The following is an 18,626-nucleotide window of genomic DNA, read 5'->3' as shown; positions in this document are numbered from 1 at the left end:
TCTCACGGATCGAGGGTGGCAGCCGTACGCGGGGTGAGAAACCGAGGAGAAATACGCAATGACTCGGCCAGGCCGAAGCCTGCCCACGTACGGCCGCCATTAGAGGTGCTGCGTAAAATCTCTGTCGGGTTCTCACACCCGGTCACCGAAGCGACCCGGAAACGTTATCCGTGAGGTGTTTCCCCGACAACAGCGATAGTTCGGCAGCGCGCGTAGGGTAATTCCTAAGCGGGTTGATTCTGAAGCATTGGGTTGCAGGTTCAGAAATATCTTACGGTGGTAGCTGCGCCGGTGTTCGCGGGCACGCCCGCTCCCACAGGTACGGCGCAAGGTTCTCGGCGTACGCGGTCAGTGGGAGCGGGCATGCCCGCGAAGAGGCCCGCACAGGCAACCACTTACTTGGGATAGAGCGGCGGCAAGCTGCCGTTCTCGCCCGCCGGCAGCAACACCTGCTCAGCTGGCGGAATGGTACCAATCGCCCGCCACAAATCCTCCCCCTGCCAATACTGCCCGCTCTCGCTGTACAACGCCCCGTTCAAACCATCCAGCGCATCCGACAACGGCACGAAGCGCGCCGCCATCTCGGCCAGGGTTTCCGGTTGCTGCCGGGCCCAGGCATCCAGCGCCTGGCGCGTAGCCTGGGGGTCGTTGGCCTGGCATGCGCGCTTGAGGTCGTCCAGCAAGGTGCGTGGGCTTGGCCCGTTCTGCGCCGTGCGCAGCACCGCTGGCCGCGAACGGGCGCGCCACCACAGGGCAAAGCCCAGCACGGTGGTCAGGGCAAACACCAGTGTGGACAGCTGCCAGGGCCACAGCAGGGTGCTGGCGCTGCTGTTGTCGCCCACCGGGGTGTCGGCGCTCAGTGCCGGGTTGTCCAGCACGTTCAGCGTGCGCGCCGGCAGGCTGCTGTGCTCCAGGTGGTCTTCGCGGGTGTTCCACCAGGCCACTTCCAGCGCCGGCAACGCCAGCGTGCCGCTGTGGGTCGGCACCAGGGCCTCGCGCTCTTCGCGGTTGGCGGTCATGCCCCGTTCGCTGATTTCGTTGCGCAGCAGCGGCTGGTCAGGGTAACGGCGCAGGCCGATGATCTCCGTAGCCGGCAGCGGCGGCAGTTGGGTGCTGGACAAGCCTTCGGCACGCAAGGTGATGTTGCGCGTCAGCGAGTCGCCAATCTGTACCTGCTGGCTGCCGGGGTCCGGGCTCCAGTGCTCTTCCAGGGTCAGGCTGCTGGCTGGCAACCACGGCAAGCCAGCCGGCCAGGCTGCCGGAATCGGCCGTACCGTGAGGCGCAAGGGCAGCGAGCTGACCTGCACCTGGTGGCCGGCGCGGGCCGTGCCATTGGCCTGCGCTGCTTCGTCGCTGCTGGCAGCTGCCGTGGCGGTGAACGTCAGCGACGGGATGTCGAGGGTGCCACTTTGCTGGGCATACACCGCATAGCGGGTTTCGATCACGCCATGACGCACGCCGTTGATTTCCTTTTCATACGTGCGCGACTCGCCCAACGGCTCGACCTTGGCGTTCTCCAGTTGCAGGGAGCTGAGGCTGCTGTCGTCGTACAGCGCTACCGAGTGGTAGATGCGCAGGGTCAGCACGGCTTGGGCCTGGACATAGACGTCGTGGCTGTCGAGGGTGGCTTCGATGAATACCTGAGCGTTGTCCTGGCGGTTGGCATCGGCCTGCAGCACTTGCAGTTCGATGGCCTGGCTGTGCGACTGGCCCAGCCGCAGCTCGGGGATGCGCAGGGTACCGCTGCGCCGTGGCAGCAGGGTAATGATCCAGCGGGTGCTGGCACGGGTTTCGCCGTCCAGGGTGTGCAGGCTGTTCAGCTGTCGCGTGCCGCGCACTTCGAAGTCACCTTCCAGGGCGCGCAGGTCGGGCTTGCCGAACTGGGTGACGTCCTGGCTTTCCAGGGTCAGTTCCAGGCTTTCGCCAGCTTCCAGGCGGGTGCGGTCGACGCTGGCCTGCAGCAGCGGTTCGGCCTGGGCCAGCACGGCCCACAGCAGGGTGAGGAGAAAGACGCCGAAGCGACTCATTGTGATTTTTCCTGATGCAATTGCTGTTCATACCAGAATTTGCGTCGCAGCAGCTCTGCCGGGTTGTCGGGGATTTCCCGCAGCCATTGCTCCAGGGCTTGGCGCTGTTCGCCGTCGAGGCTGGTCGACACCGGGCGCTGTGGCGGCTGGATGACACTGTCGTCGCTCCCGGCCTGGTTGCCGGGGGCGGCCTGGCTGTTGCTGCTGCTTTCGCCGGGTTGTTCGGGGCTGGCCTGTTGGTCGTCGCCGGGTGTGCCTTGGGCCGGGCTGCTGGCCGAGCTGCTGTTGCCTTCGGTTTCGCTGCCGGGCGTGTCTTGGGCATCGCTGCCGGGCGGTTGTTCCTCGGCCTTGGCTTCACGTTGTTGCAGCAGTTGCTGCACCAGCGCCTGGTTGTCCAGCGCGGCCTGCAGGTCGGGCTGACGCTCCAGGGCTTGCTCGTAGGCATCCAGGGCGGCTTCCAGCTCGCCACTGCGGGCCAGGGCATTGCCTCGATTGTAGTGGGCTGCTGCAGTGTCGCCTTGGGAAAATGCCTCGGCGGCACCGGCATAGTCGCCGGCCTGGTACAGGGCCATGCCGCGCCATTGCGGGTTCTGGAAGTGACGCGCAGCGCTGGCCGGGCGGTTTTGCTCCAGCAGCTTCTGGCCTTGCTGGTCGGGGCGCAGCCACAGGTCGTTGAGCTCGAAAGCCTGGCCAGGCTGCGGCAAGGCCAGCAGTAGCGGCAGGCAGAACAGCCAGCCGCGCCGGCCGGCGCAGGCGGCCAGCAGCAACAACGGAATCAGCAGCCAGTAACCTTGGTCGGCCCAGCTGTCCAGTTGCAGGGTCTGGCCGTCATTGCGCCCGCTCCGCGGGTTGTCGAACAGGCCCAGGCCACGCAGGTCGAGGTCGTCGATGCGGGCGTGCCGGTAGCGCCCGCCCGTGCCGCTGATAAAACCCTTCAGGCTGGCGCTGTCCAGGCGAGGCAAGAGGATGCCGCCCTGGTCGTCTTTAAGGTATTCGCCATTGGCCTGGCGCACCGGGGCGCCTTCGCGGCTGCCGATGCCCAGCATCAGCAGGCTTGGGCCCTGGCGGCCGAGGGCCTGGGTGATGCCCTGGCGCTCGGCGGCGCTGAGCGCTGAGCCTACCAGCAGCAGGCGGCCTTGGCCGAGGCCGCTCTGGGCCAGGAGCGCCAGGCCTTTTTGCACGGCCAGGTCGGCACGCTGGCCGGGTTTGGGCATGATCGACGGGTCGATGGCCTCGAGCAAATTGCGGGTGGTGGCCAGGTCGTCGGACAGCGGCACCAGGGTGTGCGCGGAGCCGGCATACACCACCAGCGCCGTCTGGCTGTCGCGGCGGTGTTCAAGCAGGTCGAGGATCTTGCGCCGGGCCTGTTCCAGGCGGTTGGGCGGGCTGTCCTCGGCGAGCATTTGCGGGGTCAGTTCGAGCAGGATCACCAGCGGGTCGGCCGGGCGCTGACGGCTTTCTTCCAGCCGCTGCCAGCTGGGCCCGAGCAGCGCCAGGATCACCAGTAACCAGGCAAGGCCCAGCGCCACCCACGGCAGTTTGCTGGTGCTGCCGCTGCCGCCACCCAGCAGTACACCGTGGAAGGCTGGCGGCAGAATCATCTGCCAGCGCCCGGCGCGCTTGCGCCGGTGCCACAGTTTGTACAGCAGCCAGCCGAGCACGGGAACCGCCAGCAGCCAGAGCGGGCGCAGCCATTGGGGCCACAAGTCGATCATCGCCGTCTCCTTAAACGCAGGCGCTTCAAGCGCTGGCGCCATTCCGGGTGCGGCTGCAGGAAGCGCGGCTTGCGCAGCAGGCGCTGCAACAGGTTGTCGGGCCACTGCACGGCCACCACCAGCAGCACGCTGAGCAGCAGCGCCAGCGCCAGCGGCCAGGCGTACAGGGCCTGGGCTGTGCGCGCCTGGGTCGGTTGCTGGGCTACTGGCTCCAGCTGGTCGAGGGTATCGCCGATAGCGTCCAGTTCGGCGCCGTCATGGGCACGGAAGTAGGCGCCGTGGGTGATGTCGGCAATTTCCTTGAGCGCGGCTTCGTCCAGGTCCAGGCTCGGGTTGAGGCCGAGCAGGCCTGGGGTGCCACTGGCTTCGGGGTTGGCGCCGATACCGATGGTGTAGATGCGCACGCCTTCCTGGGCCGCCAGGCGGGCGGCTGTCAGCGGGTGAATCTGCCCGCCGTTGTTGGCGCCGTCCGTGATCAGCACCAGCACCCGGCTTTGTGCCGGGCGTTCGCGCAGGCGTTTGACCGCCAGGCCAATGGCGTCGCCGATGGCGGTGTTCTTGCCTGCGATGCCGATCTGCGCCTCGATGAGGAAGGTGCGCACGGTGCGCCGGTCAAAGGTGAGCGGCGCCTGCAGGTAGGCCTGGCTGCCGAACAGGATCAGGCCCACGCGGTCGCCTTCACGGTCTTGCAGGAAGTCGCCCATCAGCGCCTTGACCAGGTCGAGGCGGCTGATGTCCTCGTTCTGCCACTGCATGTCGGGGAAGTCCATCGACCCGGACACGTCCACCGCCACCAGCAGGTCGCGGCCGCTGGCGGCGATCGGCACCGGTTCGCCCAGCCATTGCGGGCGAGCGGCGGCGCACAGCAGCAACAGCCAGATGACGACGAACGGTGCCTGCTGGCGCCAGGTGGGCAGGTTGAGCCTTGCGCGGCGCCCGGCCAGGCCTTCCAGCTCGTTGAGGAAACCCACCTTGAGCACCGGTTCACCACTGTCGGCAGCGGGCAGCAGCAGGCGCGCCAGCCATGGCAGCGGCAACAGGGCGAAGACCCACGGCCAGGCCAGTTCAAACATGCTTGCGGATCCAGATTTCGACGGCTTGGCTGAGCCCGGCGATGGCCTTGTCGTCGAGCTTGCACTCGGGTTTATAGGCGCCTTCTACCAGTACCATCCAGCGGGTCAGGCCGGCGGCCGGGCAGCGGTTATCCAGAAAGGCCAGCCACTCGCGGCCGTTGAGGGTGTGGCTGTTGGCGCCTGGGTAGTGGTTGCGGCACAGGCGCTTGAGCAGGGCGTTGATCTGTTGCAGCCAGGCGCCGGCCGGGGCGCCGTCATACGGGCGTGGCAGGCGGGCCAGCTCGGCCAAGGCCTCCAGGCGCACCGGGTCCAGGGGTTGTTCGGCGCGCACGATGCGGCGTTTGCCCGGGCGCCAGCGGCGCAGCCGCCACAGGCCCCAGCCCAGGAGTGGCAGGACGGCCAGCAGCAGCCACCAGCCTGGTGCGGGTGGCCACAGGCTGACCGGTGCCGGGGCGATCAGTGGGTGCAACTGGTCGAGCGGGTTCATGACGCGCTCCGTGGCCGCTGGGCGTTCAGGTACTCGCGCAGTTGTTCGACCATTTCACTTTGCGTGCTCAGAGGCATCAGCACCACCCTCAGCTTTTGCGCCATCAGCTCCCAGCGCTCGATGCGGGCTTCGGCCTGCTGGCGGTAGGCCTGGCGCAGGTTGGCGTCGAGGGTATCGAGCTCCAGCTGGGCACTGCGCTGGGCGAAGCGCAGCAGGCCGGCGGCAGGCAACGCGTGGTCGAGCGGGTCGGATACCGGCAGCAACAGCAGGTCGCAATGCCGTGAGAGCATGGCCAGGTGCTGTTCCACCTGGGCGCTGAGCGAGCGTTCATCGCAGATCACGATGGCCAGGCTGCCGGGGCGCAGCACTTCGCGGGCGCGGCGCAGGGCCAGGCCGAGGCTGTCGGCCCCGGGTATGGCTTCGGTGTGCAGTGACTGGTTGACCTTTGCCAAGCGGTTGAGCAGTTGCAGCAGGCTTTGCTTGCTGCGTCGGGGCTTGATTTCGTGGTGTTCGTTGTCGCCGAACACCAGGCCGCCGATGCGGTCGTTGTGGCCCAGCGCTGCCCAGCCGAACAGCGCCGCAGCCTGGGCCGCCAGCACGGACTTGAACATCAGCCCTGAGCCGAAGAAAAGCCGTTGGCTTTGCTCGACGAGGATGAAGATCGGCCGCTCGCGTTCTTCGTGGAACAGCTTGGTGTGCGGCTCCTGGGTACGCGCAGTGACACGCCAGTCGATGTTGCGCACATCATCGCCGGCCTGGTAAACGCGCACCTGGTCGAAGTCCACGCCGCGCCCGCGCAGCTTGGAATGGTGCAGGCCCACCAGTGGGCTGCGCTGGCCGGGCTTGGAAAACAGCTGGATTTCGCGCACGCGGTGGCGCATGTCGATCAGCTCGGCAAGGCCAATGCGGATGCCGTGTTCGGCCAGCTGCGCAGTGGGCATGGGTTCAGGCAACGGCGACGACGTCGAGGATGCGCTGGACCACGCGGTCCTGGTCGATCCCTGCCGCCTCGGCCTCGAACGAGAGGATGATGCGGTGGCGCAGTACGTCGAACAGCACGGCCTGGATGTCTTCGGGGCTGACGAAGTCGCGCCCGGCCAGCCAGGCATGGGCACGCGCGCAGCGGTCCAGCGAGATGGAGCCACGCGGGCTGGCGCCGTAGGCGATCCAGTCGGCCAGCTCGGTGTCGAACTTGGCCGGGGTGCGGGTGGCCATGACCAGCTGCACCAGGTATTCCTCCACTGCGTCGGCCATGTACAGGCCAAGGATTTCCTTGCGCGCGGCGAAGATGGCCTGTTGGCTGACCCGGCGTTCAGGCTTGGTCTCGCCGCCCAGGGCTTCACCCCGGGCCTGCGCCAGGATGCGCCGCTCTACGGCGGCGTCGGGGAAGCCGATTTTTACATGCATCAGGAAGCGGTCGAGCTGGGCTTCGGGCAGCGGGTAGGTGCCTTCCTGCTCGATCGGGTTCTGCGTGGCCATGACCAGAAACAGCGGCGACAGGTCGTAGGTGCTGCGGCCCACGCTGACCTGGCGCTCGGCCATGGCTTCGAGCAGTGCCGACTGAACCTTGGCCGGTGCGCGGTTGATTTCGTCGGCCAGCACCAGATTATGGAAGATAGGCCCCTGCTGGAACACGAAGCTGCCGGTTTCCGGGCGGTAAATCTCCGTGCCGGTGATGTCGGCCGGGAGCAGGTCGGGGGTGAACTGGATGCGATGGAACTGCGCTTCGATGCCTTCTGCGAGTTCTTTGATGGCTTTGGTCTTGGCCAGGCCCGGTGCCCCTTCGACCAGCATGTGGCCGTCGGCCAGCAGCACGATCAACAGCCGTTCGACCAGTTTCTCCTGGCCTAGGATCTGGGTAGAAAGAAAAGTGCGCAGCGCGATCAGCGCTTCACGGTGTTCCATCGGCGACGGTTCCTGGTAGGGGGCCTGAGGCGGCGCGAGGCAGCAGCCTTGGCAAGGGGGGATACTTTAATCTATCCGGGGGGGCGACCACCAATGGCGGCGGGTAAATTTATCGTTGCAGACGGGCCTGCGGGCAAAGAAATGTCCCACGCATGGCTGGCCTTTGCCTGATGGTCCGTGACGGCGTGCTGGCGCCTGCTTGTGCTTTTCGGACAAGCAGGAGACACGATGATGAAAATGAGCAGCGCCAGCACGGCAAACCTTACGCCGGTCACCCTGCGTTTTGGCGTGTTCTTCGATGGCACCGGAAACAACCTGCACAATGCCACGGCGGAGGGTGAGCAGGGTGACAAGGGTGGCAGCTATGGCAACGCCTTGAGCAATGTGGCCCTGTTGCATGCGTTGTATCCGGCTGATGCTGCCGGTGCCGACGGGCCGCAGGCGTTCTTGAAGCGCTATGTGGAAGGCGTGGGCACGCTGGCGGGTGAAGCCGACCATGTCTACGCCTCGGCCACCGGGCATGGGCGCACAGGGGCAGAGGCCCGGGTTGCCGAGGCGTTGCAGGGAATGGCCGAGCAACTGCGGGCATGGCGCCAGGCGCATCCGCAGGCGACGCTGGAAGGGGTCGAGTTCGATCTTTTCGGTTTCAGCCGCGGCGCGGCAGCGGTGCGGCATCTGGCCAACCTGCTGCACGATGGCGCGGGCGGGCTGTTGTCGGTGGCGTGCGAAACCTCAATCAACTTTATCGGCCTGTTCGACACCGTGGCGGCGATCATTGCGCCCTTACAGGGTGACTTCGACCCTGCAGACGGCCGCCACGGTGGCCTGCGCCTGGGCCTGGGTGCGGATATTGCCCGGCACGTGGTGCAGCTGGTGGCCGAGGACGAGCGGCGGCATAACTTCCCGCTGGTGCGCAGTGGCCACGACATCGTGCTGCCGGGCGTGCACTCGAATATTGGGGGTGGTTACCCGGAGACCCTTCTGGAGCAGGTGTTGCTGTGCAAGCCGCAGTCCCAGTGCGTGCCTGTAGGCACGCGTGTCGAGCAGTGCCGCGTACATGCCAAGGTGAGTGCCTTGCTGGCTTCGGCGTTTGCCGATATGGGCGAACCCAGGCCGCGCGTGATGACCTGGGAGGAGCCGATTGCCGGTGGGCGGCGGGACGAGGCGCAAAAGCAGGTCTATGCGGCGGTGTACCGGGAGCGGCACGTGGCGGGGCACTTGTCCCGGGTGTACTTGAGCGTGATGCGGGCGTTGGCGGTGCGCGCTGGCGTGCCGTTTGCGCCGTTGGGGGCGCAGGCTGAGCATCGGCTGCCGGATGAGTTGTCGGGCATTAGCCGCAAATTGCATGCGTTCGCCTTGGGGGAAACTGGCCAGGTGGGGTTGAGCGAGGAAGAACAGCGGCTGCTGCGCGACAGATACGTGCATGCGTCAGCGAACTGGAACGCCCTGAAGGGCTTGCGCAACAGTGTGCTTGATGTGCTGTTCGTCAATCGGCCGGGGGCAGGCGGGCGCGTGGTGCATGCCAACCCGGCGCAATGAATGACTGATCCTGGCCTGGCAATGTTGTACCGGGCCTACAGGGCGCGCGCCAGCTGTTCAGTCGCGCGCCTTCTGGCTGAATACATCTCCTGTGCCAGGGTCAGCAGCACCGTCAGCAGCATGAACACCACCGATGCGACGAAAATCCCGTTGGGCAGGCGCTGATCGAGCATCCAGCCGAACGCCACCGGCCCGATGGCACCGCCGACGTTGAACCCGGTCGACACCAGGCCGAAGGTTTTGCCCTCGGCCCCGGGTGGCGCTGCCGCCTTGACCAGCATGTCCCGTGATGGGGCGATGACCCCGGTGAGCAAGCCGATGGCACCCAGTACGACCACCAATGCCCAGCCCTGCAGCAGCCCCAGCGCCACCAGTGCAGTCAGCGCAGCCGCCAGCGCGAAGGCCAGTGCCGCCACCAGGCCATGGCGCCGGGTACGGTCGGCCAAAGCGCCTCCGCACAGCACGCCGGCTGCGCTGCTCAGCAGGAAAGCGGTGAGCGCGGCGTTGGCCCAGGCCAGTGTCAGGCCTTGGCCCTGGACCAGGGCGGCTACGGAGAACTTCTCGATGGCACTGGTGCTCAGGTTGAGCAGGATGAACAGCACCGTCAGCACGCCGATCATGGGGGTGAACAAACGTACGCGGCCTGTTGCTGCGGTCGGGCCTGTATCTTGTTTGTTGGCAGGCCTGGCGACCCGGTAAACGCCACTGCCTGGTATCGATATCAGCAGTAGCGCGGCTACCCCGAATACGGCGCCCGCCGCCAGGGCTGCCCGCGTGCCGAGCGCCGCGGCGATGCCGAGAAATACGGCTGGGGTAACGGCCGAACCGAGGAAACCGGCAAAGGTATGTATAGAGAACGACCGCCCCAGGCGTGCGGGCTCGATGCCGTTGGCCAGCAGCGCATAGTCGGCCGGGTGGTACACACCATTGGCCAGGCCAGCCATGGCCATCGCCACCAGCAATACCGCATACCCGGGGCTGGCCGCCAGTAGCACGAAACTGAGGCTGCCCAGCAACAGCCCGGCCTTGAGCACTTTACGTGCGCCATAGTGGTCGACGGCATAACCCAGCGGGGCCTGTACCAGCGCGGAGACGATGTTGAACACCGCCAGGGCTACGCCCAGCTCTACGAAGCCTACGCCCAGCAGGCCGGGCAGCACGGGCAGTAGCGCCGGGATCAGCATGATGTGCACATGGCTGACGAAGTGCACGGCAGCAATTTGGGTCAGCAGCTTGGGGCCAGCGTGGGGCATGTCGATACCTGTTGAACAGCGTGCGCCCCTGGCGCACGGCAAGGTGGTGGAAAGCTCGCTTAGCGGGAGGCGCCGCGCAAACCGGGCAGGCGACCGTTCAGGACAACGTGGGCCAGCAGACCAATGACCAGGCCCCAGAAAGCCCCGCCAATACCCAACAGGCTGATGTTGGCCGCCGCCGCCAGGAAGGTGATCAGTGCTGACTCGCGTGAACGGGCATCGGCCAGGGCGCTGGCCAGGCTGGCGCCGATGGTGCCCAGCAGGGCAAGGCCCGCCAGGGTGGTGATAAAGGTGCCCGGCAGGGCCATGAAGACACTCGCCAGCGTGACCCCGAACACCCCGACGAGGATGTAACAGACACCGGCGGCGATACCCGCCACCCAGCGCTTGTCCGGGTTTTCATGGGCTTCCTTGCCGGTGCAGATGGCCGCGGTGATGGCCGCGATGTTGAACGCGTGTGAACCGAAGGGCGCCATCAGCAACGAGCCCATGCCGGTGACGGCGACAATCGGGTTGGCGCTGGTCTTGAATCCATCGTTGCGCAGCACCAGCATGCCGGGCATGTACTGGCCGGTGAGGGTGATCAGGAACAAGGGCAGGGCCACGCTGAGGGCCGCGTTCAGGGAGAAGGTGGGCGCTGTGAAAACCGGGGAGGCAAATTCCAGCCGCAACGTGGTCAGGCCTACTTGCCCCTGCAGCAACAGGTACCCCAGGCCCAGCAGCAGTATGGCGACCACGGCGTAACGGGCGGTGAAGCGTTTGAAAGCCACATACGCTGCAATCAGCAACCCGGCGAGGCTGGGGTCGACCGACAGGCTGGCAAAGGCACCGATGCCGAACTGCAGCAGGATGCCGGCCAGCAGGCCGGCGGCAATGCCGCCGGGCACTACGCGCACCAGCCGCTCGAAGCACCCGCTCAGCCCCAGCACCACGAAGCCGGCGGCCGACAGCAGGTAGGCACCTATGGCCTCGCTGTAGGGCACGCTGGCCAGGGCGGTGACCAAGAACGCGGCGGCTGGCGTGGACCAGGCTGTGATGACCGGCTCGCGGCTGTACCAGGACAATGCCAGGCCGCTGAGGCCGACGCCGATCGACACCGCCCAGACCCACGATGACGTCAGCTCCGGGCTCAGCCCGGCCACTTTGGCCGCCTGGAACACCAGGATGAACGTGCCGCCGTAGTTGACGATCACCGAAACGAGTCCGGCAATCACCGGGTGAAGGATGTCTGTCAGCCTGAGCGGGGTTGCAGAGCTTTGAGCAGGCGCGTCCATGGTTGCCTCTGGTAATGGTCAGATGAGGAGCAGTTTTGTGCGGCGAAGGGGTAATCCGACTGCAGCGTCATTGGCCCTTTCGCAGCCCAAGGCTGTTCCTGAAGAAAAAGGCTGCCCGACAGCGACAGGCTGCCGGGCAGGTTTGGGCGTCAGTTGGTCAGCGCCACCAGCAGGCTTTTCAGGTGGTTGCTGCCTTGCGCATCCAGCGGCTGCAGGGGCAGGCGTGGGGCGCCGACATCCTGGCCGAGCATTTTCAGGCCGGCCTTGATGGTGGTCGGCAGGCCACGGCGGGTGATGTACTCCAGCAGCTCGTACTGGCGGTAGAACAACGCACGGGCTTCGGCCAGATCGCCTTGTTGTACGGCGTCCCACAGCGCCAGGTTGAGTGCCGGGATCAGGTTGGGCGCGGCGGTACACCAGCCCGTGGCGCCGGCCACCAAGGCTTCCAGGGTCAGCGGGTTGCAACCGTTGTAGAACGCCACCTGCCCATCTGTAGCCGTGAACAGGCGGTGCATGCGCTGGATGTCACCGGTGCTTTCCTTGACCATGGTCACATTGGGCACCTCGCCGAGGATACGCAGGATCAGCTCCACCGACAGGTCGGTGCCGCTGGTGCCCGGGTTGTTGTAGAGCATGATCGGAATGTCGATGGCGGCGCCGACCGCCTTGTAGTGGGCGACCACTTCGGCTTCGGTGAGCTTCCAGTAAGAGATGGGCAGCACCATCACCGCCGTAGCACCGCAGGCCTGTGCCAGGCGGGCACGCTGCACGGTGCGGGCGGTGGTCAGGTCGGAGACGCTGACCACGCTGGGTACGCGCCCGGCAATGCGTGCCTGGCTGAAGCGCACCACGGTTTCCCATTCGCTGTCGGACAGGTAAGCCCCTTCGCCGGTGCTGCCCAGCGGCGCGATGGCGTGCACGCCGCCTGCAATCAGGCTATCGATGGACGTGCCCAAGGCATCCAGGTCGAGTGTGCCGTCTGCCGTGAAGGGAGTGATGGTGTAGCCGATAACGCCGCGAATTACAGGTGTAGACATGACCAGGCACCTTTGCCGTTGTTGAGGAAAGAGTACAGCTTCGATCAGCCCAGGCAGTCGCCATGGGCACGCAAGGCACGGCGCGCGTAGTAGCTGAAGGCAGCACCGTGACGTTTGGGGGTGGAAATCCAGTCGTGGGCCTCTTTGCCCAGTGCTTCGGGGATGGGGCGGATGTCACCGGCGCCCATGGCCAGCAGTTGCATCTTTGCTGCGCGCTCGAACAGCAGAGCGAGCACGCAGGCTTCCTCGATCGAACGCCCAGCGATCAGCAGGCCATGATGGGAAAGCAGGATTGCGCGCTTGTCGCCAATCGCGTTCGCGATGATTTCGCCTTCTTCGTTGCCCACCGGTACACCGGGCCATTCCTTGAGGAATGCACAGTCGTCGAACAGGGGGCACAGGTCCATGTGCGAGATGGCCAGCGGAACTTCCAGCATCGACAAGGCGGCGCTGTGCAGCGGGTGGGTGTGGATGATGCAGTTGACGTCGGGGCGGGCGCGGTACAGCCAGCTGTGGAAGCGGTTGGCCGGGTTGGCCATGCCATGGCCTTGCAGCACCGTCAGGTCTTCGTCCACCACCAGCAGGTTGGAAGCGGCGATTTCGTCGAAGCCAAGCCCCAGTTGTTGGGTGTAGTAGGTGCCAGGCTCCTGCGCACGCGCAGTGATCTGCCCGGCCAGGCCAGAGTCGTGGCCGCCGTCGAACAGGATACGGCAGGTGAGGGCGAGTTTTTGTCGCACGGTGTAGGTGTTGTCGGTCAGCGCCGTCAGCATCTGTTGCTGGGCGAGTTTGACAAGCTGGTCCTTGGGGGTGTGCATGGTGGTCGTCATAGGCGGTACCTGCAGGGGGTTGAGACTAGGAATGGCTGATCGGCGTGGAGGCGACGCCAGGACACGGCGTTGATCATAATGACACAAAGTGTCATATGCAAGCGATGTGTCATCCTTGCCTCAGGGCGTCAACCTATCAGTGCCAGCGCAATCTGTTATGGCGTGCATACGCAACTGGTATTACTTGCCCCGGCTTCACGCTGTTTAGCATCGATCGGGTCTTAACCGTCGACGAGAACAACAACGTGAACCTTGGAACCCTATCCAGTCGAAGTGCCAGATACTGGCCTGAACGTCTGGCGGTGATCGACCGCCACACCCGGCTGACCTTCGCTCAGCTCGAACAACGGGCCAACCAGCTGGCCTCGGCCTTGCTGGCACAGGGCATCGCCACGGGCGAGCATGTCGCCATCCTGGCGCCCAACCGCGCCGAACTGGTGGAAGCAGAGGTGGCTTTCTACAAGGCCGGCCTGGTCAAGGTACCGGTCAATGCGCGCCTGGCACCGGATGAAGTGATTCAGGTGCTCAACGACGCCTGCAGTGTCGCGCTGATCGCCGATGCGCAACTCGCCCAGGCGTTGCTGGCCCGCAGGCAGGAGGTACCTGCGTTACGCTTGATCGTGACCTTGGGTGAGCGGGGCGGTGACATCACCTATGCCGCACTGCTGGCCCAAGGCAGTAGCCAGCCAATCAGCTGCGACCTGCCTGACGACGCCCTCGCCGTTTTGCATTACACCTCTGGCAGCTCTGGTGTGCTCAAGGCTGCGATGCTCAGCGTGGGCAACCGCAAGGCGCTTATCCGCAAGAGCCTCGCCAGCCCTACCCGTCGCGCCGCCCCGGGCGATGTCATGGCTCACGTCGGGCCTATCACCCATGCCAGCGGCATGCAGCTGATGCCACTGCTGGCGGTCGGTGCCTGCAACCTGCTGCTGGAGCGCTACGACGACCAGCTGTTGCTCGAGACCATCCAGCGCGAAGGCGTAACCCGCTTGTTCCTGGTGCCTGCCATGATCAATCGCCTGGTCAACTTCCCCGATGTCGAGCGCTACGACCTGAGCAGCTTGCGCCTGGTGATGTACGGTGCCGCGCCGATGGCACCAGCGCTGGTGAAGCGGGCCATCGAGGTCTTCGGGCCGATCCTGGCCCAGGGTTACGGTGCTGGCGAGACCTGCTCGCTGGTAACCGTCCTGACCGAACAGGACCATTTGTGCGAGGGCGGCGACTACCGGCGCCTGGCCTCATGCGGGCGTTGCTACTTCGAAACCGACCTGCGCGTGGTGAACGACCACTTCCAGGACGTCCAGCCGGGAGAGGTGGGCGAAATCGTAGTCAAGGGCCCGGACATCATGCAGGGCTACTGGCGCGCACCCCACCTCACCGCCGAGGTGATGCGCGACGGCTACTACCTGACTGGCGACCTGGCCACGGTGGATGAGCAGGGGTATGTGTTCATCGTCGACCGCAAGAAAGAAATGATCATTTCCGGTGGTTTCAACATTTACCCCAGCGAGGTCGAGCAGGTGCTCTACAGCATGCCGCAGGTGTTCGAGGCGGCGGTGGTGGGGGTGCCTGACGAGCAGTGGGGCGAAGCGGTGCGGGCGGTGATCGTGCTCAAGCCGGGCATGGCGCTGCAGGAGCAGGACGTCATCGAACATTGCGCCCAGGCCCTGGCCGGTTTCAAGAAACCACGTGCCGTGGACTTCGTCAGCGAGCTGCCGAAAAACCCCAACGGCAAGGTGGTGCGCCGGTTGATCCGTGACGCCTACTGGCAAAACAGCGAACGCCGTATCTGACACGAGGAACGACCATGTATCAGCCAAGCGAAAAGGCCCAGCAGATCATCGAGGCCATCAGTGGCTTCGTTCGCAACGAAATCCTGCCCCTGGAACAGCAAGCCGGTCTCAGTTGGGCAGAGCCGCACCCGCGGGCGGTGCTGCAGCAGGTATGGCAGCGCTCGTGCGAGCAGGGCTTCTACAACATCATGCTGCCCGAGGCGATAGGTGGCGCCGGGTTGAGCGTGTCAGACCTGTGTGCGGTCAAGGAAGCCACGGTGCTCACCGGCTCGATGCTGGCGCCGCATATTCTCGGCGAGCTTTCCGGGCCGCCCCGTATCGGCCATCTGTTCAAGGTGGCGAGCCCGACCCAGATCGAGGCGTTCCTGCAGCCGGTGTGCCGTGCCGAAAAGGCCGTGTGCTTCGCCCTGACTGAAAGCGAAGCCGGCTCTGATGCAACGGCGATCAAGACCTCCGCACGGCGGGAAGGTGAACACTATGTGCTGAACGGCGCCAAGCGTTACATTTCGGGTGCGCCCTATGCCGACATTGCGGTGCTGCTTGCAGTGACGGATCCTGGACGCGGTGCCCAAGGGATTTCGGCATTCTTCGTCGACCTGAGCGCGCCGGGGGTAAGGGTTGAAAGTGATTATTCGGTCATGTCCGGCGGTGGTGCGCATGGCGACATCATGCTTGATGACGTTCGGGTGCCGGCGGCCAATCGCATTGGTGAGCAGGGGCAGGGTTTCAAGCTGGCGATGGGGCGTATCACCCTCAACCGCCTGCTGCATTGCCCCACCTTGCTGGGGCTGGCCGGCCTGGCACTGAACCTCTCGATCGACTATGCCCGCACGCGCAAGCAGTTCGGCCAGCCTATCGCCATGTTCCAGTCGATCAACCATATGATCGCCGACATGGCCACCGAGCTGCATGCTGCACGCAGCATGGTCTACGCCACGGCAGCGGTGAATGACGCCGGCGGCAATATCCGCACCCAGGCCCCGATGTGCAAGCTGTTCGTTTCGGAGACGGCCTTCCGCATCGCCGATCGCGCCGTGCAGATACACGGCGGTGCCGGGCTGCTGCGTGGCAACCCGGTGGAGTGGATATTCCGTGCGACACGTATGATGCGCATTCTCACCGGAACCAGCGAGATCCAGCGCAACACCATCGCCAAGGGCGTGCTCATGCCTGAGCAATGACGCGGTATGCCCGGCCCGTGGTGGCCGGGTTCTCCAGACAAGAACAATAACGAGAGATCATCATGACTCATACTGACACCCCCGCACGTGCAGGCACGGCCTGGATGATTGCGGTACTGCTGGCGCTGTTGATGCTGGTGAACTTCCTGGACAAGGTGGTCATCGGCCTGGTGGCGGTGCCGATGTCCAGGGAACTGGGCTTGTCCCCTGCCGAGTTCGGCCTGGTAGGGGGCGCACTGCACTGGTTCTTCGCCATCTCGGCGGTGATAGGCGGCTTCATGGCCAATCGCCGGCCAACCCGCACCCTGCTGCTGGGCATGGGCGCGTTCTGGGCGCTTATCCAGTTGCCCATGTTGTTCGTCAGCTCGCTGTGGGCGATCGTCGCCTGCCGGGTGCTGCTGGGTATTGGCGAGGGACCGGCCTCACCGGTGGCTACACATGCCTTGTACAAGTGGTTCCCCAATGACCGTCGCAACCTTCCCGTGGCGCTGTTGCATACCGGCAGTGCGCTGGGGCTGCTGGTAGCGGGTGCCATGATCCCATGGATCAGTGTGCACTACGGCTGGCGCATGAACTTCATCGTGCTGGCGGTGATCGGCGCGGTGTGGTGCGTGCTGTGGTGGCGGCTTGGCAGCGAGGGCAACCTCGACCGCATTCGCCCGGGCCAGCTTGAAGAAGGGCAGGCCCCTGTTCCCTATCGTCGACTGCTCGGTGACCGCACGGTATTGGGCAACTACTTGTGCCACTTCGCCGCCAATTGGTCCCTGGCATTGACCCTGACCTGGGTACCGAGCTACCTGGAAACCGGGCTGGGTATCGACCCGATCATGACCGGCCAGGTGTTCGTCCTGTTCGTGGTGGTTACCACGCCGCTGAGCCTGTTCATGGCCTGGCTGTCCCAGCGAATGATGCGTGCCGGGTTGGCCACACGCTGGTCGCGCGGTGCGTTCGTTTCCGTGTGCCTGATCGCCAGCGGGCTGCTGTCGGCGGCATTGTTTCTGCCCGGTCTGAGCAACGTCGAGCGGATCGTCAGCCTCACGTTCAGCGGTGGGCTGGCGCTGGTGATGTACTCCGTGGGGCCTGCCATGCTGGCGGAGTTCACGCCCAGCGGGCAGCGCGGCGGCATTCTGGCGATCGGCAACGGTATCGCCTCGTTGGCCGGGCTGTCGGCACCGGTGGTCACCGGTTTGCTGGTGCAGGGCGCCGGGGCCGGGCACACGGCAGGGTTTGGCCAGGGTTTTCTGGTGTGCGGCGCGGTGCTGGTGATTGCCGGGCTGATCGGGCTGGCCTGGATGGACCCGCAGAAAACCCGGCAACGTCTGGTGCAGGTGGGCACGGCTGCGCCTGCCCAAGCGTGATGTTCACTGCGCTCAGAGGCTCTGCTCCGCCAGGGCCTCGCGCTCGATCAAGGTTCCTTTCCAGCGCTCGCTGCGCACCGCATCCACCAGCAGTGCGCGCACCAGGTCGCGCATGCAGGCGGCGGCGAACGACAGCGGCTTGTGCTGCGAGTGGGCCAAGGCGATGGTGCGGGTGATGCGCGGTTCCACTATCAGCCGCGCGCTGGCAGGCGCGGCCAGATCCAGCAGCGGCGGCCAGTTGCTGATGGTGGCCGCCAGGCCAGCACGGACCAGGCTGGTGATACCGGGGGCCGACTGCTGTTCGTAGCTGGAGTCCAGTGTCACACCGGTTTCCATGGCAGCCTGCTCGATGCGCCTGCGCAAGTGCAGGCTACGGGGTGGCATTACCAGGCGGCTCGCTGCGGCTTCAGCCAAGGTGATGGGCGACTCGTCAGGGCCGTGCCCAGGCAGGCCGACCCAATACAGGTCTTCGGAAAACACGGGCTCGGCGACCACATGGACAAGTTCTTCGGCGTTGGGCACCACGCCGAAATCCACCTTGCCCAGCTCGATCGCCTGGCCACCTTCGCGGCTCAGGCCATCCCAAACGGTGAGCTTGATCCCCGGGAAGCGTGCCTGGGCCTGGGTAATGATGGCCGGCAACAACAGTGCCGAGGCAGTGGCGGGAATCGAGATGGCCACGTGCCCCTTGGGGTTGCCGCGGCTGGATTTCAGCTCGTCTTTCACCGAATCGAGCTGCTGCACGACCGATCGGGCCACTTCGTACAACTGCCGCCCGGCATCGGTCAGTTCGATACCGTCATGCTGGCGCGCCAGCAGTTGCATTTCCAGTTCGCTCTCCAGCAGGCCTATCTGTCGGCTCAAGGCCGGTTGGGCGATGAACGCCTGGCGTGCGGCATTGGAAAAACTGCCGGCTTCGACAATGGCGATCAAATAACGCAGCTGTTTCAAAGTCATTGTGGTTCTCAGGCTATGCCGAAGTGATATGGCAACCATCGGGAGACGCTATTTGTTCAGCCCCGGTGGCCTACTTAGTATCGGTAAGCAGCAAAACGAGGATAACAGAAACGTTCGAATAATTACCCAAGCCCTTGCCTGCAGGCCTTTGCGCCGTACTTAAGCATTAACTCGCAATTCACTCTCTAATAAACACAATA

15 protein-coding genes are annotated in these 18,626 nt (G+C 65.2%); 4 read left to right on the top strand and 11 right to left on the bottom strand.

Features of this window, described 5'->3' with window-relative positions; translation table 11 throughout:
* Positions 1–395: 395 nt before the first annotated feature.
* The 6 genes from LU682_RS20870 to LU682_RS20845 are packed head-to-tail and all read right to left on the bottom strand — an operon-like array spanning position 396 to position 7,207.
* A complete protein-coding gene (locus tag LU682_RS20870) occupies positions 396–2,027 on the bottom strand; it encodes a BatD family protein (RefSeq protein ID WP_010953036.1) in 1,632 nt (543 codons plus the stop codon).
* The gene (locus tag LU682_RS20865) at positions 2,024–3,742 is read right to left on the bottom strand and encodes a vWA domain-containing protein (protein WP_010953037.1); all 1,719 of its coding nucleotides are present in this window, start codon (positions 3,740–3,742) and stop codon (positions 2,024–2,026) included. Before LU682_RS20865 ends, LU682_RS20870 begins: the two co-directional genes overlap by 4 nt.
* A complete protein-coding gene (locus LU682_RS20860) occupies positions 3,739–4,815 on the bottom strand; it encodes a vWA domain-containing protein (RefSeq protein ID WP_010953038.1) in 1,077 nt (358 codons plus the stop codon). Before LU682_RS20860 ends, LU682_RS20865 begins: the two co-directional genes overlap by 4 nt.
* Positions 4,808–5,302, bottom strand: a complete 495-nt coding sequence (locus tag LU682_RS20855; RefSeq protein ID WP_010953039.1) for a DUF4381 domain-containing protein — start codon at positions 5,300–5,302, stop codon at positions 4,808–4,810. The genes LU682_RS20860 and LU682_RS20855 overlap by 8 nt, the downstream gene beginning before the upstream one ends.
* On the bottom strand, positions 5,299–6,243 hold the full coding sequence (locus LU682_RS20850; RefSeq protein WP_020193144.1) for a DUF58 domain-containing protein: 945 nt from the start codon (positions 6,241–6,243) through the stop codon (positions 5,299–5,301). Before LU682_RS20850 ends, LU682_RS20855 begins: the two co-directional genes overlap by 4 nt.
* 4 nt (positions 6,244–6,247) lie before the next feature.
* Positions 6,248–7,207, bottom strand: coding sequence for an AAA family ATPase (locus LU682_RS20845; RefSeq protein ID WP_003247242.1), 960 nt, complete (start codon positions 7,205–7,207; stop codon positions 6,248–6,250).
* A gap of 228 nt (positions 7,208–7,435) precedes the next feature.
* Between LU682_RS20845 and LU682_RS20840 the strand changes: the two genes are divergently transcribed.
* Positions 7,436–8,746 (top strand): phospholipase effector Tle1 domain-containing protein, encoded by a 1,311-nt coding sequence (locus LU682_RS20840; RefSeq protein WP_049586647.1) that lies wholly within the window; start codon positions 7,436–7,438, stop codon positions 8,744–8,746.
* A 35-nt stretch (positions 8,747–8,781) separates the two neighbouring features.
* Here LU682_RS20840 and LU682_RS20835 read toward each other — a convergent pair whose 3' ends face one another.
* The 4 genes from LU682_RS20835 to LU682_RS20820 form a co-directional block, all read right to left on the bottom strand.
* Positions 8,782–9,999 carry an MFS transporter gene (locus LU682_RS20835; RefSeq protein ID WP_049586649.1) on the bottom strand — a complete coding sequence of 406 codons (1,218 nt, stop codon included), beginning with the start codon at positions 9,997–9,999 and terminating at the stop codon, positions 8,782–8,784.
* A gap of 59 nt (positions 10,000–10,058) precedes the next feature.
* The gene (locus LU682_RS20830; protein WP_010953043.1) at positions 10,059–11,273 is read right to left on the bottom strand and encodes a benzoate/H(+) symporter BenE family transporter; all 1,215 of its coding nucleotides are present in this window, start codon (positions 11,271–11,273) and stop codon (positions 10,059–10,061) included.
* 149 nt (positions 11,274–11,422) lie between these two features.
* On the bottom strand, positions 11,423–12,310 hold the full coding sequence (locus tag LU682_RS20825; RefSeq protein ID WP_010953044.1) for a dihydrodipicolinate synthase family protein: 888 nt from the start codon (positions 12,308–12,310) through the stop codon (positions 11,423–11,425).
* 44 nt (positions 12,311–12,354) lie between these two features.
* On the bottom strand, positions 12,355–13,137 hold the full coding sequence (locus tag LU682_RS20820) for an aldolase (RefSeq protein WP_003247249.1): 783 nt from the start codon (positions 13,135–13,137) through the stop codon (positions 12,355–12,357).
* A gap of 245 nt (positions 13,138–13,382) precedes the next feature.
* On the opposite strand from LU682_RS20820, the gene LU682_RS20815 reads away from it, so the two are divergent.
* From LU682_RS20815 to LU682_RS20805, 3 genes are all read left to right on the top strand, one after another.
* The gene (locus LU682_RS20815) at positions 13,383–14,930 is read left to right on the top strand and encodes an AMP-binding protein (protein WP_033725201.1); all 1,548 of its coding nucleotides are present in this window, start codon (positions 13,383–13,385) and stop codon (positions 14,928–14,930) included.
* Positions 14,931–14,944: 14 nt separating this feature from the next.
* The gene (locus LU682_RS20810) at positions 14,945–16,111 is read left to right on the top strand and encodes an acyl-CoA dehydrogenase family protein (protein ID WP_010953046.1); all 1,167 of its coding nucleotides are present in this window, start codon (positions 14,945–14,947) and stop codon (positions 16,109–16,111) included.
* Positions 16,112–16,215: 104 nt separating this feature from the next.
* Positions 16,216–17,469, top strand: coding sequence for an MFS transporter (locus LU682_RS20805; protein ID WP_049586654.1), 1,254 nt, complete (start codon positions 16,216–16,218; stop codon positions 17,467–17,469).
* Positions 17,470–17,481: 12 nt separating this feature from the next.
* On the opposite strand, the gene LU682_RS20800 is transcribed toward LU682_RS20805, so the two are convergent.
* Entirely contained in the window at positions 17,482–18,426 is a 945-nt protein-coding gene (locus LU682_RS20800) for a LysR family transcriptional regulator (RefSeq protein WP_003247253.1), read from the bottom strand.
* Positions 18,427–18,626: the final 200 nt, after the last annotated feature.

Origin of the sequence: Pseudomonas alloputida, from assembly GCF_021283545.2 — a bacterium.
GTDB lineage: Bacteria > Pseudomonadota > Gammaproteobacteria > Pseudomonadales > Pseudomonadaceae > Aquipseudomonas > Aquipseudomonas alloputida.
Note: the sequence above shows the minus strand (reverse complement) of the source record. Positions and strands in the feature narration are given on the sequence as shown.